This is a genomic window from Streptomyces sp. NPDC054887 (genome assembly GCF_053610585.1).
The window spans coordinates 32220-57393 of sequence record NZ_JBSGYQ010000047.1; the positions used below are offsets into that span (position 1 = coordinate 32220).

Sequence of the window (25174 nt, forward strand, 5' to 3'; positions counted from 1 at the left end):
CGCGCCGGGCCCGGCCGCGGCTCAGCTGTCGAAGCCGAGCCCCAGCTTGTCCATGGCCTTCAGCCACAGGTTGCGGTGGCCCCCGTTGTCGTCGGACCGGGCCAGCGACCACTTGGTGATCCCGATGCCGGCCCAGGCGAAAGGTTCCGGCGGGAACGGCAGCGGCTTGCTGCGGACCATCTCCAGCTCCGTGCGCTCGGTCCGCTCGCCCGCGAGCAGGTCGAGCATGACGTCGGCCCCGAAGCGGGTGGAGCCGACCCCCAGGCCGGTGTACCCGGCGGCGTACGCCACCTTCCCCGCGTGGGCCGTCCCGAAGAATGCCGAGAAGCGCGAGCACGTGTCGATGGCGCCGCCCCACGCGTGGCTGAAGTTCACCCCCTCCAGCTGCGGGAAGCAGCGGAAGAAGTGCTCGGCCAGCTTGAGGTACGTCTGCGGCCGGTGGTCCATCTCGGCGCTCAGCCGGCCCCCGAAGGGGTAGACGGCGTCGTAACCGCCCCACAGGATCCGGTTGTCGGCGCTGAGGCGGAAGTAGTGGAACTGGTTGGCGCTGTCGCCCAGCCCCTGGCGGTTCTTCCAGCCGATCGAGGCGAGCTGCTCCGCGGTGAGCGGCTCGGTCATCAGGGCGTAGTCGTAGACCGGGACGGTGTACGGGCGCACCCGCTTGACCAGCGACGGGAAGATGTTGGTGCCGAGTGCGACCCGGCGGGCGAAGACGCGGCCGTACGGGGTGCGCACCGCCATGCCGGCGCCCGCCGGGACCAGGTCGAGGCCCCTGGTGTGCTCGTAGATCCGTACGCCGAGACCGAGGCACGCCCGCTTGAGCCCCCACGCCAGTCTGGCGGGGTGCAGCATGGCGACGCCGCGCCGGTCGAACAGGCCGCCGATGAAGGTCGGCGAGTCCACCTCGGCGCGGACCTGGTCCCGGTCGAGGAGTTCCAGGCCGGTGAAGCCCAGCTTCCGCGCCTCCTCGTACATCTCCCGCAGCTCTGCGAGCTGGTGCGGCTCGGTGGCGACGTCGATCTCACCGGTGCGCTCGAAGTCGCAGTCGATGCCGTACGCCGCCACCGCCGCCTCGATGGCGTCGAGGTTGCGCTCGCCCAGTTCCTCCAGCTTCGCCAGCTCGCCGGGCCAGCGCGAGATGCCGTTGCCGAGGCCGTGGGTGAGGGAGGCGGCGCAGAAGCCGCCGTTGCGGCCCGAGGCGGCCCAGCCCACCTCGTGCCCCTCGATCAGTACGACGTCCCGTCCGGGGTCGCGCTCCTTGGCGAGGAGCGCGGTCCACAGTCCGCTGTATCCGCCGCCGACGACGAGCAGGTCGCAGCGCTCGTCACCGGCGAGGGCGGGCAGGGGGGCGGGCCTTTCGGGGTCGTCCAGCCAGAACGACACCGGCTTCGCGCCGGAAAGGGATTGTGCAGCAGTACGCATGGCAACTGGGGCCATGGTTTCCAACTCCTTCAGGGCTTACTCGGGTTGTGCGTTGCTCTTCCGCCGGCTCGCGGCCAGCTGGCCGCCGAGCACGATCAGTACGGCGATGACGAACATGGCCGTGCCGATGACGTTGATCTGCACAGGCGTACCGCGCTGCGCCGATCCCCACACGAACATGGGGAAGGTGACGGTGGAGCCCGCGTTGAAATTGGTGATGATGAAGTCGTCGAAGGAGAGCGCGAAGGCGAGCAGCGCTCCCGCGGCGATTCCGGGCGCGGCGATCGGCAGGGTCACGCGCAGGAACGTCTGCACGGGCCCGGCGTAGAGATCGCGCGCGGCCTCTTCGAGGCGCGGGTCCATCGACATCACGCGCGCCTTGACCGCCGTCACCACGAAGCTGAGGCAGAACATGATGTGCGCGATGAGGACGGTCCAGAACCCGAGCTGGGCGCCCATGTTGAGGAAGAGCGTCAGCAGCGAGGCGGCCATGACGACCTCGGGCATGGCCATCGGCAGGAAGATCAGCGAGTTGATCGCGCCACGCGCCCGGAAGCGGTAGCGGACCAGCGCGAAGGCGATCATCGTGCCGAGGACGGTGGCTCCGACCGTGGCCCAGGCGGCGATCTGGAGCGAGAGGGCGAGCGAGCCGCACAGGTCGGCGACGCCGCACGGGTCCTTCCACGCGTCCAGGGAGAACTCCTGCCAGGCGTAGTTGAAACGCCCCTTCGGGTTGTTGAAGGAGAACACCATGACGACGATGTTCGGCAGGATCATGTAGGCGAGCGTCAGCAGCCCGGCGATGACGACGAGATTGCGCCGTATCCAGTGGATGACCACCATCAGACCAGATCCTCCGTCCCGGACTTGCGGATGTACACGGTGACCATGGCCAGCACGATCGCCATCAGGATGAAGGACAGGGCGGCGGCCGTCGGGTAGTCGAGCACCCGCAGGAACTGGGACTGGATGACGCTGCCGACCATCTTCGTGTCGGTGGAGCCGAGCAGTTCCGCGTTGACGTAGTCGCCGCACGCCGGGATGAACGTCAGCAGCGTGCCCGAGACGACGCCCGGCATGGACAGCGGGAAGGTCACCTTGCGGAAGGTGGTCGCCGGGGTGGCGTACAGGTCGCCGGCCGCCTCGTGCAGCCTGCCGTCGATGCGCTCCAGCGAGGTGTAGAGCGGCAGGATCATGAAGGGCAGGAAGTTGTACGTCAGACCGCAGACCACCGCCATCGGCGTGGCCAGCACCCGGTCGCCCTCGGTCCAGCCGAGCAGGCTGGTGATGTCCAGGACGTGCAGGGTGTTCAGCACGTCCACCACCGGGCCGCCGTCCGCCAGGATCGTCTTCCAGGCGAGCGTGCGGATCAGGAAGCTGGTGAAGAACGGGGCGATGACCAGCACCAGGACGAGGTTGCGCCAGCGTCCCGCCTTGAAGGCGATCATGTACGCGAGCGGGTAGCCCAGCAGCAGGCACAGGAGGGTCGCGGTGCCGGCGTACAGCAGCGACCGTACGAACTGGGGCGCGTAGTCCGTCAGCGCGTCCCAGTACGTCCGGAAGTGCCAGGTGACCTCGAAGCCCTTCTCCAGCGAGCCGGTCTGCACCGAGGTCGACGCCTGGTAGACCATCGGCAGCGCGAAGAAGACGATCAGCCACAGGATGCCGGGCAGCAGCAGCCAGTACGGTACGAGCCGCTTGCGCGTGGAGGGCTTGCGCGGGGCGGGCGGCTCCACGGGGGTGGGCGCCAGGGGCGGCGCGTCGGTCACGCTCACGCGCTCTCCTCCACCGTCTCCACACCGGCTTGGATGTCCTGGTCGGCGTCGAGCCCGAAGGTCTGCGCCGGGCTCCAGTGCAGGACGACCTCGGCGCCGGGGACCAGCCGGGCGTCGCGTTCGGTGTTCTGCACGTACACCTCGAAGTCGGCGCAGGCCGGGCTGTCGACGATGTACTGCGTGGAGACGCCGATGAAGCTGGAGGCGACGATCCGGCCGGTGAGCCGGTTGCGTCCCACCGGGACGTCCCCCGCGTCGTCGGCGTGCGCGAGGGACACCTTCTCGGGGCGTACGCCGACGAGCAGCTTGCCGCCGGTGCCGGGCCGGGACACGCACCGCTCGCCGGACAGCCGCAGCTTGGAGCCGCCGCAGGTGACGACGGTGTCGTCACCCGAGGTCTCGACGACCTCGGCCTCGATGAGGTTGGACGTGCCGAGGAAGTTGGCGACGAACGTCGTCCTCGGGTTCTCGTACAGGTCGGCGGGGGCGCCGAGCTGCTCGACCCGTCCGCCGTTCATCACCGCGACCTGGTCGGCCATGGTCATGGCCTCCTCCTGGTCGTGCGTGACGTGCACGAAGGTGATGCCGACCTCGGTCTGGATGCGCTTGAGCTCCAGCTGCATCTGGCGGCGCAGCTTGAGGTCCAGGGCGCCCAGCGGCTCGTCGAGGAGCAGTACCTGCGGGTGGTTGATGAGCGCGCGGGCGACGGCGACGCGCTGCTGCTGGCCGCCGGAGAGCTGGTGCGGCTTGCGGTGGGCGAAGGCGCCGAGCTCGACGAGGCCGAGCATGTCGTCGACCTGCTTCTTCACCGACTTGATGCCGCGCCGGCGCAGGCCGAAGGCGATGTTCTCGGAGATGTCGAGGTGCGGGAAGAGCGCGTAGCTCTGGAAGACGGTGTTGACCGGGCGCTTGTACGGCGGCAGGCCGGTGACGTCCTTGTCGCCGAGGTGGACGGTGCCGGTGGTGGGGTCCTCCAGGCCGGCGATCATCCGCAGGGTGGTCGTCTTGCCGCAGCCGGACGCCCCGAGGAGGGCGAAGAAGGAGCCCTGCGGGATGGTGAGGTCGAGCGGGTGCACGGCCGTGAAGGAGCCGTAAGTCTTGCTGATCCCGGAGAGGCGGACGTCGCCGCCTTCTGTCTTCTGCGTCATGGGGTGTGGTCCCAGGGTGGTGAGAGGGGCGGAAGCGGACAGCGGTTCAGGCGCCGATGAGCTTGGCGAACTTCTCCTCGTACGCCGTCTCTTCCTTGCCACTGAGCGAACGGAAGGCGCGGGACTTCGCGGCCATCGCCTTGTCGGGGAGGATCAGCGTGTTCGAGGCCATCGACTTGTCGATCTTCGCCAGCTCCTCGCGGACGCCGTCGACGGGACAGACGTAGTTGATGTACGCGGCGAGCTGGGCGGCGACGGGCGGCTCGTAGTAGTAGTCGATGAGCTTCTCGGCGTTGGCCTTGTGCCGTGCCTTGGCGGGGACCAGCAGGTTGTCCGTGGACGTGATGTAGCCGGCGTCCGGGATGACGAACTCGATGTCCGGGTTGTCGGCCTGGAGCTGGATGATGTCGCCGGCCCAGGCGAGGCAGGCCGCCATGTCGCCCTTGCTCAGGTCCGACGTGTAGTCGTTGCCGGTGAAGCGGCGGATCTGCTTCTTGTCGACGGCCTTCTGCATCCGGGCGACGGCCGCGTCGAAGTCGTCGTCGCTGAACGTCCCCGGGTCCTTGCCCATGTCCAGGAGGGTCATGCCGACGGAGTCGCGCATCTCGGAGAGGAAGCCGACCTTGCCCTTGAGCTTCGGGTCGTCGAGGAGCTGGCTGACGCTCTCGATCTTCCGGCCGCCGGTCGCCTTCTTGTTGTAGGCGATGACGGTGGAGATGCCGGTCCAGGGGTACGAGTAGGCGCGTCCCGGGTCCCAGTCGGGTGACCGGAACTGCGAGGACAGGTTGGCGTACGCGTGCGGCAGGTTCGCCGGGTCGAGCTTCTGCGCCCAGCCGAGCCGGATGAGCCGGGCGGCCAGCCAGTCGGTCACGTTGATAAGGTCGCGCCCGGTGTCCTGGCCCGCCGCGAGCTGCGGTTTGATCTTCCCGAAGAACTCGACGTTGTCGTTGATGTCCTCGGTGTACTTGACCGTGATCCCGGTCCGCTTCCTGAAGGCGTCCAGGGTGGGCCGGCTCTTCTCGTCCTCGCTGACGTCCATGTACTCGGTCCAGTTGGAGAAGCTGATCCGCTTCTCCGAGGCCGAGTGGTCGTCGGAGGCGGGCGAGTCGCCTTCCCGCTTGGCCGGCGGGATGCCGCACGCGCTCAGCGTGCCGAGACCGCCGACCGCGAGCGCGCCGATGCCTGAGGCGCGCAGCATCGAACGGCGGCTGAGGGCGCCCCTGCCGTTGGCCATGCTGCGTCGCATCGCGGCCAGTTGGGCCGCGGAAAGGCTGTCGGGCTGGTACTGCTCCATGCGCAAGTGCCCTTTCGGGTGGGTGTGGCCGCTGGTCGTGCGGCGTACTTATCGGTCCCCGAAGATCGTGCGGTGCCAGTCCTTGCGGGCGACCGCGGTGTTGTCGTACATCACGTGCTTGACCTGCGTGTACTCCTCGTGGGAGTACGACGACATGTCCTTGCCGTAGCCGCTGGCCTTGTATCCTCCGTGCGGCATCTCGCTGATGATCGGGATGTGGTCGTTCACCCACACGCAGCCCGCCTTGAGCTCGCGGGTGGCGCGGTTGGCGCGGAACACGTCGCGGGTCCAGGCGGAGGCGGCGAGTCCGTACGGGGTGTCGTTGGCCAGCGCGATCCCTTCGTCGTCGGTGTCGAAGGGCAGGACGACCAGGACCGGCCCGAAGATCTCGGCCTGGACGATCTCGCTGTCCTGGGGGGCGTCGGCGACGAGCGTGGGCCGGTAGTACGCGCCCTTGGCGAGGTCGCCGCCGGGCGCCTCGCCGCCCGTGACGACCCGGGCGTACGACCGTGCCCGCTCGACGAAGCCGGCGACCCGGTCGCGCTGGGCGTGGCTGATGAGCGGCCCGAGGTCGGTGGACGGGTCGAAGGGGTCGCCGAGCCGTACGCCGTCCATCGTCTCGGCGACGCCCTCGACGAAGGCGTCGTAGAGGGGGCGCTGGACGTAGGCGCGGGTGGCGGCCGTGCAGTCCTGGCCGGTGTTGATGAGGCCGGCGGCCACCGCGCCGTTCACCGCGGCTTCGAGGTCCGCGTCGTCGAAGACCACGAAGGGCGCCTTGCCGCCGAGTTCGAGGTGCAGGCGCTTGACGGTGGCGGTGGCGATCTCCGCCACGCGCTTGCCCACGGCCGTCGAGCCGGTGAACGAGGTCATGACCACGTCCGGGTGCCCGACGAGGTGCTCGCCCACGTCCTTGCCCGCGCCGGTGACGATGTTGACGACGCCGTCCGGGATGCCGGCGTCCTTCGCGGCCTGCGCGAACATGACGGACGTCAGGGGCGTGAGCTCGGCGGGCTTCAGGACGATGGTGTTGCCGGCCGCGATCGCCGGCAGCACCTTCCAGGCGGCCATCTGGAGGGGGTAGTTCCAGGGGGCGATGGACCCGACGACCCCGATGGGCTCCCGCCGTACGTACGAGGTGTGGTCGCCGGAGTACTCGCCGGCCGACTTGCCTTCGAGGTGCCGGGCCGCGCCCGCGAAGAACGCGGTGTTGTCGATGCTGCCGGGCACGTCGAACTCGGTGGACAGCTTGATGGGCTTGCCGCACTGGAGCGACTCGACGTAGGCGAAGTCGTCCGCCTGCTCGGTGAGCACGGCGGCGAAGCGGTGCATCGCGTCCGAGCGCTCGCCGGGGGTGGCGGCGGACCATCCGGGGAACGCCTCGCGCGCGGCGGCGACGGCGGCGTCCACGTCAGCGGTGGACGCCAGCTCGTACTCGTAGACCTTCTCGCCGGTCGCGGGGTCCACGACGGCGTGTGTCCGTCCCGAGGTGCCCGCCCGCAGCTGTCCGCCGATGTACTGCGCACCGTCCGCGAATCGGTCCTGCACCGGGAAGCGGTTGACCATGACGCACTCCGTAGCTCCAGCTGGATTTGAGTGCCGATCCTGACAGAGCAGCTGATCACCAACAAGGGATTCCGTTGTTGCCTTTTGGTTACGCGACGGAATCGGTCGACCATGTGTCGAGGTGAACCGCAAATACGGGACGGAGTGTCCGTGGCGCCCGCGCACCTGGCGTGGCATGCCGCCGTTCCACGGCGAAACCGCAGGTGGGACGGGGGGTGGCGGCGGGCCCCCACAGCAGGAGGCCCCCGGTCGGGGACCGGGGGCCGGCGTGCGCGGAGGGGTGGCGCGAAGACGCCTAACCGCGGACGGGCGCCTCGACGACCAGGGACGAGTTGGCGTACGGGTCGTACTCCGGCGACTCCAGGTCCTTCTCGTTCTCCGCCTGCACGATCGCCCAGACGATGAACCCGATGAACGCCGCGCTCAGCACGAAGCCGACGACCCCGAGGATGATGCCGGCCAGCGCCATCCCGGCGTTCGTGGCCTCGCCGCGCTGCACCCGCTTGCGGCCCAGGATGCCGAAGATCAGCGCGAGGATGCCCAGGATGATGCCGAGCCCGTAGGCGCAGAAGAACGTGACGGCGATGATGCCGAGCACCATCGCGGTGATGCCGTAGCCGTTCGCGGGCGCCGGGACCTGCTGCCCGGTCCAGGCGGCCGGGCCGCCGTAGCCGGCGTACCCGGGGTAGCCGCCGGTGGTGTACGGGCCCTGGGGCTGCGGCGTCGCGTACGCCGGGTAGCCGTACTGGCCGGGAATCGTCTGCCCCGGAGTGACGGGCGCGGTCGGCGGCGGCGGCACCGCGCCGGGTCCCGGAGTCCCGCCCGGCCCGTATCCCGGCGCCGGTTCCCCGGTCGGCACCGAGGTGACCGTCTGCTGGTCGTGCACGGCCGGACGGCCGGTCGCCGGCTTGTCCAGCGGCACCTTGCGCGCCGGCTGGTCCGGCGGAGCCCAGGGGTCCCGCGGCTGCTCGGGCGGCGGGCCCGAGGGGTGGTTCGCGTTGTCTGACATGTGCTCCCCCATCGTGGTTCCGCCATGCTACGGCCTGCGTTCCGCCCCGTACCGCCCGCCTACGATGATCCTTGAACCCCCTCAGCCCGCCGTTGTCCCGGAGGATCCGATGACCGATCTGCACCCCTTCGTCGCAGGGCTGCCCAAGGCCGAACTGCATGTGCACCACGTCGGATCCGCCTCCCCCCGCATCGTCTCCGAGCTGGCCGCCCGCCACCCCGACTCGAAGGTCCCGACCGACCCCGAGGCGCTCGCGGACTACTTCACGTTCACCGACTTCGCGCACTTCATCGACGTGTACCTGTCCGTCGTCGACCTGATCCGCACCCCGGAGGACGTCCGGCTGCTGACCTACGAGGTCGCCCGCGACATGTCCCGGCAGAACATCCGGTACGCCGAGCTGACCATCACGCCGTTCAGCTCGACCCGCCGCGGCATCGACGAGAAGGCGTTCATGGAGGCCATCGAGGACGCCCGCAGGGCGGCGGAGAAGGAGCTGGGCACCGTACTGCGCTGGTGCTTCGACATCCCGGGCGAGGCCGGCCTGGAGGCGGCGGAGGAGACCACGAGGCTGGCCGTGGACCTGCGCCCGGAGGGCCTGGTGTCGTTCGGGCTCGGCGGACCCGAAATCGGCGTGCCCCGCCCGCAGTTCAAGCCGTACTTCGACCGCGCGATCGCGGCCGGGCTGCACTCCGTGCCGCACGCCGGTGAGACGACCGGCCCCCAGACCGTCTGGGACGCGCTGAACCACCTGCGCGCCGAGCGCGTCGGCCACGGCACCAGCTCGGTCCGGGACCCGGAGCTGCTGGCCCACCTCGCCGAGCACCGCATCGCGCTGGAGGTCTGCCCGACCTCCAACATCGCGACCCGCGCGGTGGCCACGCTGGACGAGCACCCCCTCCGGCGGATGGCCGAAGCGGGCGTCCTGGTCACCATCAACAGCGACGACCCGCCGATGTTCGGCACCGACCTCAACAGCGAGTACGTCGTCGCGGCCCGCCTGCTCGGCCTCGACGAGCGCGGTGTCGCCGAACTCGCCAAGAACGCGGTGGAGGCGTCCTTCCTCGACCCGGCGGGCAAGCGGCGGATCGCCGCCGAGATCGACGCGTACACCGAGAACTGGCTCGCCCGGTAACACGCCGCCGGACAATGGGCCCATGCGCACTGTGACTGCCGTGGCCCACCGCGGCGACCCGTACCGGCTCCGTGAGAACACGCTCGCCTCGCTCCGCTCGGCGGTGGAGCGGGGCGCGGACGCCGTGGAGATCGACGTCCGGCCGACCCGCGACGGTGTCCCCGTGCTGCTGCACGACGACTCGCTCAAGCGGCTCTGGGGTCACGAACGGCTGCTCGCGCACCTCACCGAGCGGGAGCTGCGCGAGACGACGGGCGGCGAAGTCCCCACCCTGCGGGAGGCGTTGACCGCCCTCGCCGACAGCCGCGTCATGATCGACCTGCCGGGGGCCACGGCCGCGTCGGTCCGCGCCGTGGTCGGCGTCGTGCACGAGTGCGGGGCGGCGGAGCGCGCGTACTACTGCGGGGGCGCCTCGGCCATGCTCGACGTACGCGCCGCCGATCCGGGCGCCGAGATCGCCCTGACCTGGACGACGCTCACCCCGCCGCGCCCGGCGCTGCTCGACGCGGTCAAGCCCCGCTGGCTCAACTACCGCTTCGGTCTGGTCGGCCGCGACCTCGCGGAGCGGGTGCACCGGGACGGCATGCTGGTGTCCGCGTGGACCGCCGACACCGGGCGCACGATGCGCCGCCTGATCGGCCACGGCGTCGACTCCATCACCACCAACCGCGTGAACACCCTGGCCGGCATCCTGCGGCGCACACGCTGAGATCACTCGTGCCGCCCACTCGCGTCCCGCGCGCGAAGGGCGGGCAACAGACAGTCCGTCCGTCGCCCGCCCCGGTGGAACAGCGTCGTGATCAGCCCTCGAGGGAGGTCATCACGTGCTTGATGCGCGTGTAGTCCTCGAAGCCGTACGCGGAGAGGTCCTTGCCGTAACCGGACTTCTTGAAGCCGCCGTGCGGCATCTCGGCGACCAGCGGGATGTGGGTGTTGATCCACACGCAGCCGAAGTCGAGGTTCTTGGACATGCGCATCGCCCGCGCGTGGTTCTTGGTCCACACCGAGGACGCCAGCGCGTACTCGACGCCGTTGGCCCACTCCAGGGCCTGCGCCTCGTCCGTGAAGGACTGGACGGTGATGACGGGGCCGAAGACCTCGTTCTGGATGATCTCGTCGTCCTGCTTGAGGCCGGAGACGACGGTCGGGGCGTAGAAGTAGCCCTTGTCGCCGACCTGCTGGCCGCCCGCCTCCACCTTGGCGTGCGCCGGCAGCCGCTCGATGAAGCCGCTGACCTGCTTGAGCTGGTTGGCGTTGTTGAGCGGGCCGTACAGCACGTCCTCGTCGTCCGGCTGGCCGGTCTTGGTGTCCTGGGCGGCCTTGGCCAGCGCCGTCACGAACTCGTCGTGAATCGACTCCTGCACGAGCACGCGCGTGGCGGCCGTACAGTCCTGGCCGGCGTTGAAGAAGCCCGCGACCGAGATGTCCTCGACGGCCTTGGCGATGTCGGTGTCCTCGAAGACGACGACCGGCGCCTTGCCGCCCAGCTCGAGGTGGACGCGCTTGACGTCCTTGGCGGCGGACTCGGCGACCTGCATGCCGGCGCGTACGGAACCGGTGATGGAGGCCATGGCCGGGACCGGGTGCTCGACCATCGCACGGCCGGTGTCACGGTCGCCGCAGACGACGTTGAAGACGCCCTTGGGGACGATGGAGCCGATGATCTCGGCCATCAGGACGGTCGAGGCGGGCGTGGTGTCCGACGGCTTGAGGACGACGGTGTTGCCCGCGGCGAGCGCCGGGGCGAACTTCCAGACGGCCATCATCATCGGGTAGTTCCACGGCGCCACCTGCGCGCAGACGCCGACCGGCTCACGGCGCACGATGGAGGTCAGGCCCTCCATGTACTCGCCGGCGGAGCGGCCTTCGAGGAGCCGGGCCGCACCCGCGAAGAAGCGGATCTGGTCGACCATGGGCGGCAGTTCCTCGGTCCGCGTGAGGCCGAGCGGCTTGCCGGTGTTCTCGGACTCGGCCGCGATGAGCTCCTCGGCGCGCTCCTCGAAGGCGTCCGCGATCTTGAGCAGCGCCTTCTGGCGCTCCGCGGGCGTGGTGTCGCGCCACGCCGGGAAGGCCGCGGCGGCCGCCGCCATGGCGGCGTCGACGTCCTCCTGGCCGGAGAGCGGGGACGTGGCGTACACGTCGCCCGTGGCCGGGTTGACCACGTCGATGGTCCGCCCGTCGGCGGCTTCGCGGAACTCTCCGTCGATGTAGTTGCGCAGGCGGCGCGGTTCGGTGGTCACAGCCACCCCTCCTTGTGCGATGTCCGATTGCTGAGATCCCTACCCTAGTCGCTCGGGTGTCGCTTTCGACATACCCGCCCGCCAGTAACTTCGGATTCAGCAAGATCCGAAGCTCCAAACAACGGATTTCATCGGTTTGGGGTTGCGGAACAGTCGAGACGTCGTGCACAGTGAGGACGTGGCCAGTAGAAGCACAGATTCCAGGACCGGGAACGGGTCGTCCCCCACGGTCGATGCCGTCTCTCTGGCGATCATCGAGCAGCTGCAGGAGGACGGACGCCGTCCCTACGCCGCGATCGGCAAGGCCGTCGGCCTCTCCGAGGCGGCCGTGCGCCAGCGCGTACAGAAGCTGCTCGACCAGGGCGTGATGCAGATCGTCGCCGTCACCGACCCGCTCACCGTGGGCTTCCGGCGGCAGGCCATGGTCGGCATCAACGTCGAGGGCGACCTCGATCCCGTCGCCGAAGCGCTGACTGCCATGGCCGAATGCGAGTACGTGGTGATGACCGCGGGCTCCTTCGACCTCATGGTGGAGATCGTCTGCGAGGACGACGACCACCTGCTCGAAGTGATCAACCGACGGATCCGGACGCTCCCCGGCGTGCGATCCACCGAGAGCTTCGTCTACCTCAAGCTGAAGAAGCAGACCTATATGTGGGGAACCCGATAGTCGTGAGCCAGGACCTCTCCAAGACCGCGTACGACCACCTGTGGATGCATTTCACCCGCATGTCGTCCTACGAGAACGCACCCGTGCCCACCATCGTGCGTGGTGAGGGCACCTACATCTACGACGACAAGGGCAAGAAGTACCTCGACGGTCTCTCCGGCCTGTTCGTGGTCAACGCCGGCCACGGCCGCCACGAGCTCGCGGAGACCGCGTACAAGCAGGCGCAGGAGCTCGCCTTCTTCCCGATCTGGTCGTACGCCCACCCCAAGGCCGTCGAGCTGGCCGAGCGCCTGGCGAACTACGCGCCGGGCGACCTGAACAAGGTCTTCTTCACCACCGGCGGTGGCGAGGCGGTCGAGACCGCGTGGAAGCTGGCGAAGCAGTACCACAAGCTCACCGGCAACCACACCAAGTACAAGGTGATCTCCCGCGCGGTGGCCTACCACGGCACCCCGCAGGGCGCCCTGTCCATCACGGGTCTGCCGGCTCTGAAGGCACCCTTCGAGCCGCTCGTACCGGGTGCGCACAAGGTGCCGAACACCAACATCTACCGCGCGCCGATCCACGGCGACGACCCCGAGGCCTTCGGCCGCTGGGCCGCCGACCAGATCGAGCAGGAGATCCTCTTCGAGGGCCCCGAGACCGTCGCGGCCGTCTTCCTGGAGCCGGTGCAGAACGCCGGCGGCTGCTTCCCGCCGCCGCCCGGGTACTTCCAGCGGGTCCGCGAGATCTGCGACAAGTACGGCGTGCTGCTCGTCTCCGACGAGGTCATCTGCGCCTTCGGCCGCCTCGGCACGATGTTCGCCTGCGACAAGTTCGACTACGTGCCGGACATGATCACCTGCGCGAAGGGCATGACGTCGGGCTACTCCCCGATAGGCGCCTGCATCGTCTCCGACCGCATCGCCGAGCCGTTCTACAAGGGTGACAACACCTTCCTGCACGGCTACACCTTCGGTGGCCACCCCGTCTCCGCGGCGGTCGGCTGCGCGAACCTCGACATCTTCGAGCGCGAGGGCCTCAACCAGCACGTGCTCGACAACGAGGACGCGTTCTTCTCGACGCTGAAGAAGCTCAACGACCTGCCGATCGTCGGCGACGTCCGCGGCAACGGCTTCTTCTACGGCATCGAGCTGGTCAAGGACAAGGCCACGAAGGAGACCTTCACGGACGAGGAGACGGAGCGCGTGCTCTACGGCTTCCTCTCCAAGGCCCTCTTCGAGAACGGCCTGTACTGCCGTGCCGACGACCGTGGCGACCCGGTCGTCCAGCTCGCGCCGCCGCTGATCTCCAACCAGGACACCTTCGACGAGATCGAGGGAATCCTGCGCCAGGTGCTCACCGAGGCGTGGACCAAGCTCTGATCCCGGAGCAGCAGGCCGACCCCGTCGGCCACGGTCCGGGCTTGCTCTGATCGTATGACCCAGTCGCGGCCCGGATACCCCCGTTCGAGTGAGAACGGACGTATCCGGGCCGCGCGCTTGCCACGCCACCACCCCTCGCGTCCTTACGGTGCAGTGACCGATCGGCCCCGTCTTCGTTCCCCCATACGGGGGACGGGATATCTGCTGTGACGCTCAAGACGTGCTGTGACCACTCAAGACGCGAGGTGTACGCCATGGTGGCCCCGCCCGACAACGATGTGCTGTGGGCACGCTCCCTGCACTGCTCCCACGGCGGATCGCCCGCCCTCACCGGCGTTTCGCTGGGTGTGCGCGAGGGCGAGATCGTCGCCGTCACCGGCCCGCGCGGCAGCGGCAAGACGACCCTCCTCCAGTGCCTCTCCGGCCGGATCGTCCCCCAGCAGGGGGAGGTCTGGTTCAACAGCGTGCCCGTCCATACGATGAGCGCCCCGCTGCGCGAGAGGCTGCGCGGCGACCGGTTCGGCTGGATCGGCCCCGAGCCCCGGCTCGTGCCGGAACTCAAGGCGTGGGAGAACGCCGCCCTGCCCCTCCTGCTGAACGGCGTCTCGCACCGCGCCGCGAAGAAGGCCGCCATGGAGTGGCTGGAGCGGCTCGACATCGGCGCGGTCGCGCGCAAGCGGCCGGCCGCCCTGCCACAGTCCCAGCGCCAGCGGATCGCCGTGGCCCGCGCCCTGGTCACCGGACCGACGGTGATCTTCGCCGACGAGCCGACGGCGCCGCTGCACCGCGCCGACCGCGCTCAGGTCCTGCGTACGCTCACCACCGCGGCCCGGTCGCACGAGATCACCGTGCTCCTCGCGACCCACGACCCGGACGTGGCGGCGGTCGCGGACCGTACGGTGTCGCTGCTCGACGGGCGCCGCGTCAACCCCGTACAGCCCGACGGCGGCGACGGTGCGGAAGGCCGGGCCGCGTGCTCGCTCTCCGTCTAGCCCGCGGCACCCACCCGCTGGTCCTGCTGCGCCGGCTGCTGGTCGCGGCGGCGTCCGCCGGTGTGGGCCTCCTCCTCCTGTGCGCCCTGGGGTACGCCCTGGGCCACCCCGAACAGTCCGCGGGCTCGGTGCGGCGCCTGCTCTGGTGCCTGCCCCCGCTGGCGGCCGCCGTCTACTTCGCGGTGGGGGTGGCCCGTACCGACCCGGGTACGCGGGCCCCCCGCGCCGGGCTGTCCGCCGTGGGCCTCGGCCCGGTGCGGCTGGCCGCCCTGGCGGCGGTGTCCACCGCCCTGTCGTGCGCGCTGGGCAGCGCGCTCGCCCTTCTGCTCTTCCTCCACCTGCGCGGCGGCCTCACCGGGCTGCCGTTCGACGGCGCCGGGGCCGAGCTGCTGGGCGCGGGCCGGCCGCTGCCTCGGGCCGGCGCCCTGACCCTGCTGTGCGTGGTGCCGGTGTCGGCGGCGACCGCGTGCGCCCTGGCGCTGCGGCCGCGACCGGTGAAGCGCCAGGACGCCGAGCCCGTCTCCCCGACGGGCCTGCCGTGGGGCGTGGCCCTCGTCGCGGCGGGCCTCGCGGTCGAGACGTACCTGACCCGGGGCCGGCCGGGCACGGCACTCGCGCTGCCGGGCCGGCTGGACGTCGCACCCGCCGGTGTGCTGGCCGGCTGGGCTCTGACCGCCGTCGGACTGGCGCTGGCGGGCCCCGGACTGACGTACCTCTCGGGGCGCCTCCTCCAGTCGCTCCGCCCGGGCGCGGCCCGGCTGCTGGCGGGCCGCTTCCTGATGAACGAGGCCCGCCGTCTCGGTCGGCCGCTGGGCGTGGTCTGCGCGGTGGCGTCGGCAGCGGTCGCAGCGGCCGGCCTCCGCGACGCCGGCTCCCCCGCCCACGCCGCCTTCGGTCCGCTGGCCGGGCTGGGCGCGGGGCTGGTGCTGACCTGCGCGCTGGGGACGCTGGTGATGGCCGCCCTGGAGGCGAAGCAGTACCGCGCGCCGACCACCGAAGCGCTGGTGGGCCTGGGCGCCCCACCGCAGACGCTCCGCGCGGCGGCGGCCCTGCGAGCGGCGGCCGTCCTCACGGTCTTCACCCCGATCACCCTCGCCCTGGCCACGCTCGCCGCGGTCCCCCTGACCCAGTAACACCCCGCCCCGGCCACGCCCGCCCCCTCTTCGGGCCCGGGCCCGTCCGAGGGCCACGGACCGTACGACGCGCTCGCGGAATCCGGTCGCCCGCCTCCGGCCCCGGTCCGGCGCCTCCCTCGGCCCCGCGCCCGGCCGCCACCCCCGTCCGGGGCCCGCGAGGCCGTACGGGCCCATGGGCGGGGGTGGGCGCACCTCCACCGGACCCGGGGAAGCTCCACGGGGCGTACGGGTCGCAACCCCGTCCCGCTCGTCGACCCGTGGAGCGGCCCCCGCCCGGCCCGCGCCCCCGCGGGTCACGGCCCCGGGGCTCGGACCGGGGACACGTACCGCCTAGCATCTTCGGGTGCCTCAACTCTCGGACCGTGCCCAGGACCCCGCCCCCGACCGCGAGATCGAAACGCTCGCCGAGTTCGACGACGCCGTCGCGGGCGGTTCGCTCGGGGGATACCGGGTGCAGGCCGTCGACCTGACGGCCCGTACCCCCGAACTCCTCGCCGTCGCCACGTCCGGCGCTGTGTTCCTCGGCTGCCCCATGGAGCCCGAGGGCCTGGCCAAGGTCCGTGCGGACGGCGCGCTCGTCTTCCCGCCCGTCCCGGATCTCCCCTTCGACCCGTACCGCGGCCTCCTGTACACCCCGGACACCCTCTTCGCGTACCTGGACCAGGGCTACGAGGCCACCCCCGACGCACTCGCCTACGCCTGGTTCCAGCGCACCAAGGCCGACGGCGACATACTCGCCTCGATGCTCCGCTCCATCCACGACGACGCGGTGTCCGACGCCCTCGACGAGCACCTGGCCGGCGCCCGCGTCGTCGGCGTCATGGGCGGCCACGCCATGGCGCGCGGCACCAGCGCGTACGCGGGCGCCGCCCGCCTCGGCCGCACGCTCGCCCGCAGCGGCCTGACCGTGGCGACCGGCGGCGGCCCCGGCGCGATGGAGGCGGCGAACCTCGGCGCGTACCTCGCGCCGGTCGAGGAGGACTCCGCGCTCGACGAGGCACTCGAACTCCTCGCCAAGACGCCGTCCTTCAGGCCCTCCGTCACCGACTGGGCCCGCGCCGCCTTCGACGTGCGCGACCGCTGGCCGTCCGGCGGCGACTCCATCGGCATCCCCACCTGGTTCTACGGCCACGAGCCGCCGAACCCCTTCGCCGGCCACATCGCGAAATACTTCGCCAACGCGACCCGCGAGGACGGCCTGCTCGCGCGCTGCGACGGCGGCGTCGTCTTCCTCCCCGGGGCGGCCGGCACGGTCCAGGAGATCTTCGACAACGCGACCCCCAACTACTACGAGTCGCGCGGCGAACCGACCCCCATGGTCCTCGTCGACCGCGCCCACTGGACCGAGAAGCACCCCACCTGGCCGCTTCTGCGGTCCCTGGCCGCGGGCCGCCCGATGGAGTCACGCGTCGCCCTGGTCGACACCGTCGAAGAGGCCCCGGCCGCCCTGGCCCGCCTGTCCGGCTGACGGCCGGCCGAGCCGCCCGCACGCCCGCGCGCAGCACGGTGGCGTCGCGCAGGTCCCGGTACGGGCGCCCGCGCGCTCCGCGCCGGCGGGTGGCCGAGCCGTCCGAAGCCGACATAAGGAACGTCGTGAGCCCGACCGGGGGCGGCGGGGACACAACAGCCACCGACTCCCGTACGGCGTCGCGCGCACGGCGTCCCCACACCCGCAGCGCCCCTAGCCCTCCAGCACCACGACCTCGTCCCCCGCGAACGCCACCCCCACCTCCGCGCCCACCTCCGGCGCGTCGCGCAGCGCGCACTCCGCCTCCAGCCGCGGCGCTCCCGCCGGCTGGAGCAGCAGGGCCACGTGGTGTCCCCGGAACGTCCGCGCGGTGACGCCGCACCGCAGGCCCTCCGCCGCCGGCACCAGCCTGACGCCGGCGGGCCGCACCAGCAGCCGGGCCTCCCCCTGCGCCGTGCCCGCCGGGACCGGGACCTTGCCCCAGACGGTGTCGGCCGCCTCGCCGCTCACCGTCGCCGCCACGACGTTGTCGAAGCCCAGGAACCGCGCGACGAACTCGGAGGCCGGCCGCTGCCAGACCTCCAGCGGCGTACCGGTCTGCGCGATCCGGCCGTCCCGCATCACCACGACCCGGTCGGCGAGCGCGAAGGCTTCGCCCTGGTCGTGCGTGACGGCCAGCACGGTCGTGCCCAGCCGCCCGAAGAGCTGCCGCAGCTCGACGACGAGCCGCTCGCGCAGTCCTCGGTCCAGCTGTCCCAGCGGCTCGTCGAGCATCAGCAGCTTCGGCTCCGGTGCGAGCGCCCGCGCCAGCGCGACCCGCTGCTGCTCGCCGCCCGACAGCGTGCTGACCGCTCGCCGTCCGGCGCCGGGCAGACCGACCAGCGCCAGCAGTTCCTCGACCCGGCGGGCCTGCTCGGCCCTGCCCGCGCCCCTCATCCGCAGCCCGAAGGCGACATTCCCGCCGACGTCCCGCTGCGGGAAGAGCTGGTGGTCCTGGAACATCAGCCCGACGCCCCGCCGGTGCACCGGCACTCCCCGCTGGTCGTGCCCGTCGAGCAGCACCCGCCCTGCGTCCGCCGCCTGGAGCCCGGCGACGACCCGCAGCAGCGTGGACTTCCCGCTGCCGCTCGGCCCGAGCACGCACACCACTTCGTGTTCGGCGACCTCCAGGTCCACGTCGTCGAGCGCGGCCCGCTTCCCGAACCGCACGGTCGCCCCGTCGAGCCGCAACATCAGAACTCCCCCGCTCCGGAGCGGTCGGGCCGCAGGCGTTCCAGCACCAGCAGCGCCACCGCGCACACCACCATCAGAATCGTGCTCAGGGCCATCGCCTGCCCGTAGCTGAGGTCCCCGGCCCGCCCCAGCAGCCGCGCCACGGCCACCGGCAGCGTCGGGTTGTCGGGCCGCGCGATGAAGACGGTCGCCCCGAACTCACCCAGCGACACGGCGAACGCGAACCCGGCGGCGACCAGCAGCGCCCGCCGCACCATCGGCAGGTCGACCTCCCGCCACGCCCGCAGCGGCGAGGCCCCGAGCACCGCCGCCGCCTCGCGCAGCCGCGCGTCGACCGCCCTCAGTACGGGCAGCATGATCCGTACGACGAACGGCACTCCGACCAGCGCCTGCGCCAGCGGCACCAGGATCCACGACGTGCGCAGGTCCAGCGGCGGCCGGTCGAGGGTGATGAGGAAGCCGAAGCCCACCGTCACGGCGGAGACGCCCAGCGGCAGCATCAGCAGCGCGTCGAAACCGCGCACCAGCCGCCCCGCCCGCCGGGTCAGCGCCGCCGCCGCGAGACCGCCGACGACCAGCGCGATCGCCGTCGCGGCGAGGGCGTACTGGAGCGAGTTCCACACCGCTTCCAGCGGCGGTACGAGGAAGGTGCCCCCGCTCGCACCGGCCGACTGGAGCGCCCGGTAGTACCCGAACCCGTACCCGTCGGGCCCGTCCAGCGACCGCTCGACGAGCACCCCGAGCGGTACCAGGATCAGCGCCGCCACGGTCGCCAGCACCCCGCCGAGCAGCCCCCACTGCCCGGCCCCGCGCGGCCGCCGGGAGGTGTGGGCCGGGTCGACCAGCTTCAGGGCGCTCTCCGCGCGCCGTACCGTCCAGGCGTGTACGGCGAGGATCGCGCCGACCGCCGCGAACTGCGCCAGCGTCAGTACGGCGGCCGTCGGGAGGTCGAGGAACTGGGCGGTCTGCCGGTAGATCTCCACCTCCAGGGTGGAGTAGGCGGGCCCGCCGAGGATCTGCACGACGCCGAACGAGGTGAACGTGAACAGGAAGACCATCAGTGCGGCGGCGGCGACGGCGGGCGCCAGCGCCGGCAGCGTCACCCGCCGCCAGGCGGCGAACCGCCCGGCGCCGAGCACCCGCGCCGCCTCTTCCTGGCGCGGATCGAGCTGCGACCACAGGCCGCCCACGGTCCGTACGACGACGGCGTAGTTGAAGAAGACGTGCGCGAGCAGGATCGCCCACACACTGGTGTCGAGCCGTACGCCCCACACCTCGTCCAGCAGCCCGCCCCGCCCGAGCAGCGCCAGGAACGCCGTCCCGACGACGACCGTCGGCAGCACGAAGGGCACCGTGACGACGGCCCGCAGGATCTGCTTGCCGGGGAAGTCGAGCCGGGCGAAGACGTACGCCGCCGGGAGCGCGATCAGCAGGGTCAGCGCCGTCGAGGCGAGCGCCTGCCAGGTGGTGAACCACAGCACCGCGCGGATGTCCGGCTGGGCGAGCACCTCGCCGATCCGGCCGAACTGCCAGACGCCGTCCGCCTTCAGGCCGCGTCCGACGATCGCGGCCACGGGGTAGGCGAAGAACACCGCGAAGAACGCGACGGGCACGGCCATCAGGCCGAACCGCACCGCGCTCCCGCGGAGGTCCCGGTCCTTCGTCGCTTTCCCGGCTACTTCAGGACGAGCGAGGACCACGACTTGACCCACTGCTCACGCTTGTCGGCGATCTTCTCGGGGGCCACGGTCTGCGGCTTGTCGACGACCACGCCGTGCTTCGTGAACAGCGCGGGGAGCTTCGCGTCCTTGATCACCGGGTTGACGAACATGTTGAGCGGCATGTCCTCCTGGAACTTCTTCCCGATGAGGAAGTCGATGAGCGCCTTGCCGCCCTCCGCGTTCCTCGCACCGGTCAGCAGCCCCGCGAACTCCGTCTGCCGGAAGCAGGTGCCGGTCGCGACGCCGGTCGGCGCCTCCTTGGGCTGCGGCTCGGCGTACAGCACCTCGACGGGCGGGCTGGAGGCGTACGAGACCACGAGCGGCCGGTCCGCCCTGGCCTTCTTGCCGCCCGCGGAGCCGGAGAACTCCTCGTTGTACGCCTGCTCCCAGCCGTCGACGACCTTGACGCCGTTGGCCCGGAGCTTCTTCCAGTAGCGCTCCCAGCCGTCGTCGCCGTACTCGCCGACCGTGCCGAGCAGGAAACCGAGGCCGGGCGACGAGGTGCCGGCGTTCTCGGTGACGAGGAGGTTCTTGTACTGCGGCTTGATCAGGTCGTCGAAGGACTTCGGCGGCGCGAGCTTCTTGTCCGCGAAGTACTTCTTGTCGTAGTTGACGCAGATGTCGCCGGTGTCGACGGGCGTGACGCGGTGCTCGCCCTTGTCCGGCTGGACCTCGTCCGGGACGCCGGCGAGTCCCTCGGCCTCGTACGGCGTGAAGATGCCGTTGTCGAGGGCCCGGGAGAGCAGCGTGTTGTCGACGCCGAAGAAGACGTCGCCGCGCGGGGAGCCCTTGGTGAGGATCTCCTGATTGAGCGCGGCGCCCGCGTCCCCGCTCTTGAGGACCTTGACCGTGTAGCCGGTCTCCTTGGTGAACGCCTTCAGCACGGCCTCGGACGCGTTGAACGAGTCGTGGCTGACCAGCGTCACGGTCTTGGACTTCTTCTTGCCGTCGCCGGAGCCGGCGTCCTGTGTGTCGCCGCCGCACGCGGCGAGCGTGGAGACGCCGAGAGCGGCGGCCAGCGCGGTGATCGCGAACTTCTTGGTGGTGCTCACTGACTTCCTCCTGGGATGGCACATCCAGGAAGAGACGCGGCCCTGCCCGCGGAAAACGGGCAGGGCGCAACAGCTCGAGTAGTGACCGAACTTCCTACCCAGAATGACCTGGGCAAGGTTCAGAGGGTCTGCGGCGTACCGCACTCTCAGCGCTGTGGCGCTCCCCTGTCGGAATATGAAAATGTGCGGCCCACGTTACACGGGCCGATTTCCGGCCTACCGCTCGGTGGCCGCCAGCTGCCCGCACGCTCCGTCGATCTCCTGACCGCGGGTGTCCCGTACGGTCACCGGCACGCCGTGGGCCGCGATCGCCGCGACGAACGCCTTCTCGTCCTCGGGACGGGAGGCCGTCCACTTGGAGCCCGGGGTCGGGTTCAGCGGGATCAGATTGACGTGGACCCGCTTGCCCTTGAGGAGGCGGCCGAGCAGGTCGCCGCGCCACGCCTGGTCGTTGATGTCGCGGATCAGCGCGTACTCGATGGAGATGCGGCGCCCGGACTTCTCGGCGTACTCCCACGCCGCGTCCAGCACCTCGCGCACCTGCCAGCGCGTGTTGACCGGCACCAGGGTGTCGCGCAGCTCGTCGTCGGGGGCGTGCAGCGAGACGGCGAGGCGGCACTTGAAGCCCTCGTCGGCGAACCGCAGCATCGCGGGGACCAGGCCCACGGTCGACACGGTGATGCCGCGCTGCGACAGCCCGAGGCCGTCCGGCTCGGGGTCGGTGAGCCGGCGGATCGCGCCGACGACGCGCTTGTAGTTGGCGAGCGGCTCGCCCATGCCCATGAAGACGATGTTGGAGAGCCTGGCCGGGCCGCCCGGCACCTCGCCGTCGCGCAGGGCGCGCATGCCGTCGACGATCTGGTGCACGATCTCGGCAGTCGACAGGTTGCGGTCGAGGCCGGCCTGGCCGGTCGCGCAGAACGGGCAGTTCATGCCGCACCCGGCCTGCGACGAGATGCACATCGTGACCCGGTCCGGGTAACGCATCAGGACCGACTCGACGAGCGTCCCGTCGTGCATCTTCCACAGGGTCTTGCGGGTGGTGTCCTCGTCGCAGCTGATGTGGCGCAGCGCGGTCATCAGCTCGGGCAGCAACTCCGCCTGGAGCTTCGCGCGCGAGCCGGCGGGGATGTCGGTCCACTCCGCCGGGTCGTGGGCGTACCGCGCGAAGTAGTGCTGCGACAGCTGCTTGGCGCGGAACGGCTTCTCGCCGATCGCGGCCACGGCCTCGCGGCGCTCGGCGGGCGTGAGGTCGGCGAGGTGCCGCGGGGGCTTCTTGGCTCCGCGCGGCGCGACGAAAGTGAGTTCTCCAGGTACAGGCATGGTCTTACCAGTGTCGCAGACGTACGGAAAGGGCCCGCCGTCCTGTGGACAGCGGGCCCTCTCACCGATGAACGCGCAGGTCAGCCGGTCCCTACGAAGAGCACGAGCAGCAACCAGACCACCGGTGCGGTCGGCAGCAGCGAGTCCAGGCGGTCCATGATCCCGCCGTGGCCCGGCAGGAGCGTTCCCATGTCCTTGATGCCGAGGTCCCGCTTGATCATGGACTCTCCGAGGTCGCCGAGCGTGGCGCTCGCGGCCACCGCGAGACCCAGCAGCAGGCCCTGCCACCACGTCCCGCCGTGCACCAGGAACTCCATGCACAACGCGCCCGCAGCCATCGCGAACGCGACCGCGCCGCCCAGCCCTTCCCGGGTCTTGCCGGGGCTGATGCGCGGCGCGAGCTTGTGCCGGCCGAAGCGCCAGCCGACGGCGTACGCCCCGGTGTCGCTGACCACCGTGAGCAGCAGGAACGTGAGGACTCGCTGCGCACCGTCGTCGGCCGCCAGCATCATCGCGACGAACGTGGCGAGGAACGGCACGTAGAACGCCGCGAAGACGCCCGCCGTGACGTCCTTGAGGTAGCCGTCGGGCGGTTCGGTCATGCGCCACACCAGCACCGCGAGCGCGGTGAGTGCCATGGCGACCCACGCGCCCTCGGCGCCCCTGACGTATCCGGCGACGACCATCGCCGCGCCGCCGACCGCGAGCGGCACCAGCGGGGCCCTGATGCCCTTGCGCTCCTCCAGCCGAGAGGTCAGCTCCCACAGCCCGACCACCACGGCGACCGTTATCACGCCGATGAACGCGGCTTTCCAGATGAACAGCGACGCGACGATCACCGCGCCCAGCCCCACGCCCACCCCTATGGCGGCACGCAGATTACGCCCCGCGCGCTTCTTGTGCGGGGACGGCGGCGGGGTCGGCATGGGCTCCTCGGGCGGCACGATGGGCATGGGGCGAGTCTGCTCGGCCGGATGCGCATCGTAGGCGGGACCCGCCGGGGCAGGCCCCTGGTCGGAGGGCCCCCACGCGGCGGCGTAGTCGCCCCGTGCCGGGGCCCCCCAGGAAGAGTCGTTCATCAGACCTCGAGCAGCTCGGCTTCCTTGTGCTTGAGCAGCTCGTCCACCTGCGCGGTGTACTTCGCGGTGGTGTCGTCGAGCTCCTTCTCCGCACGGCGGACCTCGTCCTCGCCGGACTCCTTGTCCTTGACGAGCTTGTCGAGGGTCTCCTTGGCCTTGCGGCGGACGGAGCGGATCGAGATCTTGGAGTCCTCGGCCTTGGTCTTGGCGACCTTGATGAACTCCTTGCGGCGGTCCTGCGTCAGCTCGGGGAACGTCACCCGGATGATGTTGCCGTCGTTGCTGGGGTTGACGCCCAGGTCGGAGTCGCGGATCGCCTGCTCGATGTTGCGCAGCGCGCTCTTGTCGAACGGCGTCACGATCGCCATCCGCGCCTCGGGAACCGAGAACGAGGCGAGCTGGTTGATCGGCGTCAGCGCGCCGTAGTAGTCGGCCACGATCTTGTTGAACATGGCCGGGTGCGCGCGGCCCGTGCGGATCGCGGCGAAGTCCTCCTTGGCCACCACGACGGCCTTCTCCATTTTCTCCTCGGCCTCGAGGAGGATTTCTTCGATCACCACTTGCTCCTGCGTGTCTCGATCGGGCCCGGCATGAACTGCATGAACAGACCCTGTGAACCTGCGTCTGTGAATCTGCGGCGCGTTGTCTCTGCACGGTGTCCGACCGGCAGAGTTCTTGTCCATCCCCCGGTCAGGCCCGGGTGCCCCGGTCGCTCACGAGCGTGCCGATCTTCTCACCCTTGACCGCCCGCGCGATATTGCCCTCGGCGAGCAGTTCGAAGACGAGGATCGGAAGGTTGTTGTCCCGGCAGAGAGTGATCGCCGTCATGTCGGCGACCTTCAGGTCCCGGGTGATGACCTCGCCGTACTCGAGCGCGTCGAACTTGACGGCCGCGGGGTTGGTCCGGGGGTCGGAGTCGTAGACCCCGTCGACACCGTTCTTGCCCATGAGCATGACCTCGGCGTCGATCTCCAGGGCCCGCTGGGCGGCGGTGGTGTCGGTGGAGAAGTAGGGCATGCCCATGCCGGCGCCGAAGATGACGACCCGGCCCTTCTCCAGGTGGCGCACGGCGCGCAGCGGGATGTACGGCTCGGCGACCTGCCCCATCGTGATGGCGGTCTGCACCCGGCTGTCGATGCCCTCCTTCTCCAGGAAGTCCTGGAGGGCGAGGCAGTTCATGACCGTGCCGAGCATGCCCATGTAGTCGGACCGGGCGCGGTCCATGCCGCGCTGCTGGAGCTCGGCGCCACGGAAGAAGTTGCCGCCGCCGATGACGACCGCGATCTCCGCACCGTCACGCACGACGGCGGCGATCTCCCGCGCGATGGCGTGCACGACGTCAGGGTCCACACCCAGGCCGCCGCCGCCCGCGAACGCCTCGCCGGACAGCTTCAGCATGAAACGGCCGGTCACTTTGCCGTCGTCGCTCTTCTGGGTATTCGTCATGGAGATCTCCTAGTGCACATACGAAGAAGGCCATTGCCGGTGGGTGCTGAGTCCCGTGCGCGGCAATGGCCTCCTCGTAAGATCTGCGGTCGTCCGTTACGTAC

22 protein-coding genes are annotated in these 25174 nt (G+C 70.7%); 7 read left to right on the forward strand and 15 right to left on the reverse strand.

Features of this window, described 5'->3' with window-relative positions; all coding sequences use genetic code 11:
* Nucleotides 1-21: 21 nt before the first annotated feature.
* From ACWGH0_RS24355 to ACWGH0_RS24385, 7 genes are all read right to left on the reverse strand, one after another.
* Complete coding sequence (locus tag ACWGH0_RS24355) at nt 22-1437, reverse strand: NAD(P)/FAD-dependent oxidoreductase (protein ID WP_453406340.1); 1416 nt, start codon at nt 1435-1437, stop codon at nt 22-24.
* Nucleotides 1438-1458: 21 nt separating this feature from the next.
* Nucleotides 1459-2265 (reverse strand): ABC transporter permease, encoded by an 807-nt coding sequence (locus tag ACWGH0_RS24360; protein ID WP_453406341.1) that lies wholly within the window; start codon nt 2263-2265, stop codon nt 1459-1461.
* Nucleotides 2265-3197, reverse strand: a complete 933-nt coding sequence (locus tag ACWGH0_RS24365; protein ID WP_453406342.1) for an ABC transporter permease — start codon at nt 3195-3197, stop codon at nt 2265-2267. The genes ACWGH0_RS24360 and ACWGH0_RS24365 overlap by 1 nt, the downstream gene beginning before the upstream one ends.
* Nucleotides 3194-4345: an ABC transporter ATP-binding protein gene (locus tag ACWGH0_RS24370; RefSeq protein WP_453406343.1), complete on the reverse strand. Its 1152-nt coding sequence runs from the start codon at nt 4343-4345 to the stop codon at nt 3194-3196. The genes ACWGH0_RS24365 and ACWGH0_RS24370 overlap by 4 nt, the downstream gene beginning before the upstream one ends.
* 46 nt (nt 4346-4391) lie before the next feature.
* Nucleotides 4392-5639: a polyamine ABC transporter substrate-binding protein gene (locus tag ACWGH0_RS24375; protein ID WP_453406344.1), complete on the reverse strand. Its 1248-nt coding sequence runs from the start codon at nt 5637-5639 to the stop codon at nt 4392-4394.
* A gap of 48 nt (nt 5640-5687) precedes the next feature.
* Entirely contained in the window at nt 5688-7202 is a 1515-nt protein-coding gene (locus ACWGH0_RS24380; protein ID WP_453406345.1) for a gamma-aminobutyraldehyde dehydrogenase, read from the reverse strand.
* A 295-nt stretch (nt 7203-7497) separates the two neighbouring features.
* The gene (locus tag ACWGH0_RS24385; protein WP_453406346.1) at nt 7498-8211 is read right to left on the reverse strand and encodes a DUF4190 domain-containing protein; all 714 of its coding nucleotides are present in this window, start codon (nt 8209-8211) and stop codon (nt 7498-7500) included.
* Nucleotides 8212-8320: 109 nt separating this feature from the next.
* Here ACWGH0_RS24385 and ACWGH0_RS24390 point away from each other — a divergent pair, with 109 nt between their 5' ends.
* Nucleotides 8321-9346 (forward strand): adenosine deaminase, encoded by a 1026-nt coding sequence (locus tag ACWGH0_RS24390; protein WP_453406347.1) that lies wholly within the window; start codon nt 8321-8323, stop codon nt 9344-9346.
* Between the two features lie 22 nt (nt 9347-9368).
* Nucleotides 9369-10055: a glycerophosphodiester phosphodiesterase gene (locus ACWGH0_RS24395; RefSeq protein WP_453406348.1), complete on the forward strand. Its 687-nt coding sequence runs from the start codon at nt 9369-9371 to the stop codon at nt 10053-10055.
* 91 nt (nt 10056-10146) lie between these two features.
* Here ACWGH0_RS24395 and ACWGH0_RS24400 read toward each other — a convergent pair whose 3' ends face one another.
* On the reverse strand, nt 10147-11586 hold the full coding sequence (locus ACWGH0_RS24400) for a gamma-aminobutyraldehyde dehydrogenase (RefSeq protein WP_453406349.1): 1440 nt from the start codon (nt 11584-11586) through the stop codon (nt 10147-10149).
* Between the two features lie 163 nt (nt 11587-11749).
* Here ACWGH0_RS24400 and ACWGH0_RS24405 point away from each other — a divergent pair, with 163 nt between their 5' ends.
* The 5 genes from ACWGH0_RS24405 (at nt 11750) to ACWGH0_RS24425 (ending at nt 17216) form a co-directional block, all read left to right on the forward strand.
* On the forward strand, nt 11750-12256 hold the full coding sequence (locus ACWGH0_RS24405) for an Lrp/AsnC family transcriptional regulator (protein ID WP_453406350.1): 507 nt from the start codon (nt 11750-11752) through the stop codon (nt 12254-12256).
* Nucleotides 12241-13620: an aspartate aminotransferase family protein gene (locus ACWGH0_RS24410; RefSeq protein ID WP_453406351.1), complete on the forward strand. Its 1380-nt coding sequence runs from the start codon at nt 12241-12243 to the stop codon at nt 13618-13620. The genes ACWGH0_RS24405 and ACWGH0_RS24410 overlap by 16 nt, the downstream gene beginning before the upstream one ends.
* Nucleotides 13621-13874: 254 nt before the next feature.
* Entirely contained in the window at nt 13875-14612 is a 738-nt protein-coding gene (locus ACWGH0_RS24415) for an ABC transporter ATP-binding protein (protein ID WP_453406360.1), read from the forward strand.
* Nucleotides 14594-15745, forward strand: coding sequence for a hypothetical protein (locus ACWGH0_RS24420; protein WP_453406352.1), 1152 nt, complete (start codon nt 14594-14596; stop codon nt 15743-15745). Before ACWGH0_RS24415 ends, ACWGH0_RS24420 begins: the two co-directional genes overlap by 19 nt.
* 346 nt (nt 15746-16091) lie before the next feature.
* Nucleotides 16092-17216, forward strand: a complete 1125-nt coding sequence (locus tag ACWGH0_RS24425) for an LOG family protein (RefSeq protein ID WP_453406353.1) — start codon at nt 16092-16094, stop codon at nt 17214-17216.
* A 213-nt stretch (nt 17217-17429) separates the two neighbouring features.
* Here ACWGH0_RS24425 and ACWGH0_RS24430 read toward each other — a convergent pair whose 3' ends face one another.
* From ACWGH0_RS24430 to pyrH, 7 genes are all read right to left on the reverse strand, one after another.
* A complete protein-coding gene (locus tag ACWGH0_RS24430; protein WP_453406354.1) occupies nt 17430-18449 on the reverse strand; it encodes an ABC transporter ATP-binding protein in 1020 nt (339 codons plus the stop codon).
* The gene (locus ACWGH0_RS24435) at nt 18449-20068 is read right to left on the reverse strand and encodes an ABC transporter permease (protein WP_453406355.1); all 1620 of its coding nucleotides are present in this window, start codon (nt 20066-20068) and stop codon (nt 18449-18451) included. The genes ACWGH0_RS24430 and ACWGH0_RS24435 overlap by 1 nt, the downstream gene beginning before the upstream one ends.
* 56 nt (nt 20069-20124) lie before the next feature.
* Complete coding sequence (locus ACWGH0_RS24440) at nt 20125-21222, reverse strand: thiamine ABC transporter substrate-binding protein (RefSeq protein ID WP_453406356.1); 1098 nt, start codon at nt 21220-21222, stop codon at nt 20125-20127.
* Between the two features lie 216 nt (nt 21223-21438).
* The gene (gene rlmN / locus ACWGH0_RS24445) at nt 21439-22545 is read right to left on the reverse strand and encodes a 23S rRNA (adenine(2503)-C(2))-methyltransferase RlmN (RefSeq protein ID WP_453406357.1); all 1107 of its coding nucleotides are present in this window, start codon (nt 22543-22545) and stop codon (nt 21439-21441) included.
* Between the two features lie 80 nt (nt 22546-22625).
* Nucleotides 22626-23624: a phosphatidate cytidylyltransferase gene (locus tag ACWGH0_RS24450; protein WP_453406358.1), complete on the reverse strand. Its 999-nt coding sequence runs from the start codon at nt 23622-23624 to the stop codon at nt 22626-22628.
* Complete coding sequence (gene frr / locus ACWGH0_RS24455) at nt 23624-24181, reverse strand: ribosome recycling factor (protein ID WP_138896000.1); 558 nt, start codon at nt 24179-24181, stop codon at nt 23624-23626. The genes ACWGH0_RS24450 and frr overlap by 1 nt, the downstream gene beginning before the upstream one ends.
* Nucleotides 24182-24314: 133 nt before the next feature.
* Nucleotides 24315-25070 carry a UMP kinase gene (gene pyrH, locus ACWGH0_RS24460; protein WP_138895999.1) on the reverse strand — a complete coding sequence of 252 codons (756 nt, stop codon included), beginning with the start codon at nt 25068-25070 and terminating at the stop codon, nt 24315-24317.
* Between the last annotated feature and the right edge of the window lie 104 nt (nt 25071-25174).

Excerpts from the sequence above, each read along its gene's own strand:
- ACWGH0_RS24355 (WP_453406340.1), bottom strand. The coding sequence starts at position 1,437 with ATGGCCCCAGTTGCCATGCGTACTGCTGCACAATCCCTTTCCGGCGCG.
- ACWGH0_RS24360 (WP_453406341.1), bottom strand. The coding sequence starts at position 2,265 with ATGGTGGTCATCCACTGGATACGGCGCAATCTCGTCGTCATCGCCGGG.
- ACWGH0_RS24370 (WP_453406343.1), bottom strand. The coding sequence starts at position 4,345 with ATGACGCAGAAGACAGAAGGCGGCGACGTCCGCCTCTCCGGGATCAGC.
- ACWGH0_RS24375 (WP_453406344.1), bottom strand. The coding sequence starts at position 5,639 with ATGGAGCAGTACCAGCCCGACAGCCTTTCCGCGGCCCAACTGGCCGCG.
- ACWGH0_RS24380 (WP_453406345.1), bottom strand. The coding sequence starts at position 7,202 with ATGGTCAACCGCTTCCCGGTGCAGGACCGATTCGCGGACGGTGCGCAG.
- ACWGH0_RS24385 (WP_453406346.1), bottom strand. The coding sequence starts at position 8,211 with ATGTCAGACAACGCGAACCACCCCTCGGGCCCGCCGCCCGAGCAGCCG.
- ACWGH0_RS24390 (WP_453406347.1), top strand. The coding sequence starts at position 8,321 with ATGACCGATCTGCACCCCTTCGTCGCAGGGCTGCCCAAGGCCGAACTG.
- ACWGH0_RS24395 (WP_453406348.1), top strand. The coding sequence starts at position 9,369 with ATGCGCACTGTGACTGCCGTGGCCCACCGCGGCGACCCGTACCGGCTC.
- ACWGH0_RS24415 (WP_453406360.1), top strand. The coding sequence starts at position 13,875 with ATGGTGGCCCCGCCCGACAACGATGTGCTGTGGGCACGCTCCCTGCAC.
- ACWGH0_RS24430 (WP_453406354.1), bottom strand. The coding sequence starts at position 18,449 with ATGTTGCGGCTCGACGGGGCGACCGTGCGGTTCGGGAAGCGGGCCGCG.
- ACWGH0_RS24435 (WP_453406355.1), bottom strand. The coding sequence starts at position 20,068 with ATGGCCGTGCCCGTCGCGTTCTTCGCGGTGTTCTTCGCCTACCCCGTG.
- rlmN (WP_453406357.1), bottom strand. The coding sequence starts at position 22,545 with ATGCCTGTACCTGGAGAACTCACTTTCGTCGCGCCGCGCGGAGCCAAG.
- ACWGH0_RS24450 (WP_453406358.1), bottom strand. The coding sequence starts at position 23,624 with ATGAACGACTCTTCCTGGGGGGCCCCGGCACGGGGCGACTACGCCGCC.
- pyrH (WP_138895999.1), bottom strand. The coding sequence starts at position 25,070 with ATGACGAATACCCAGAAGAGCGACGACGGCAAAGTGACCGGCCGTTTC.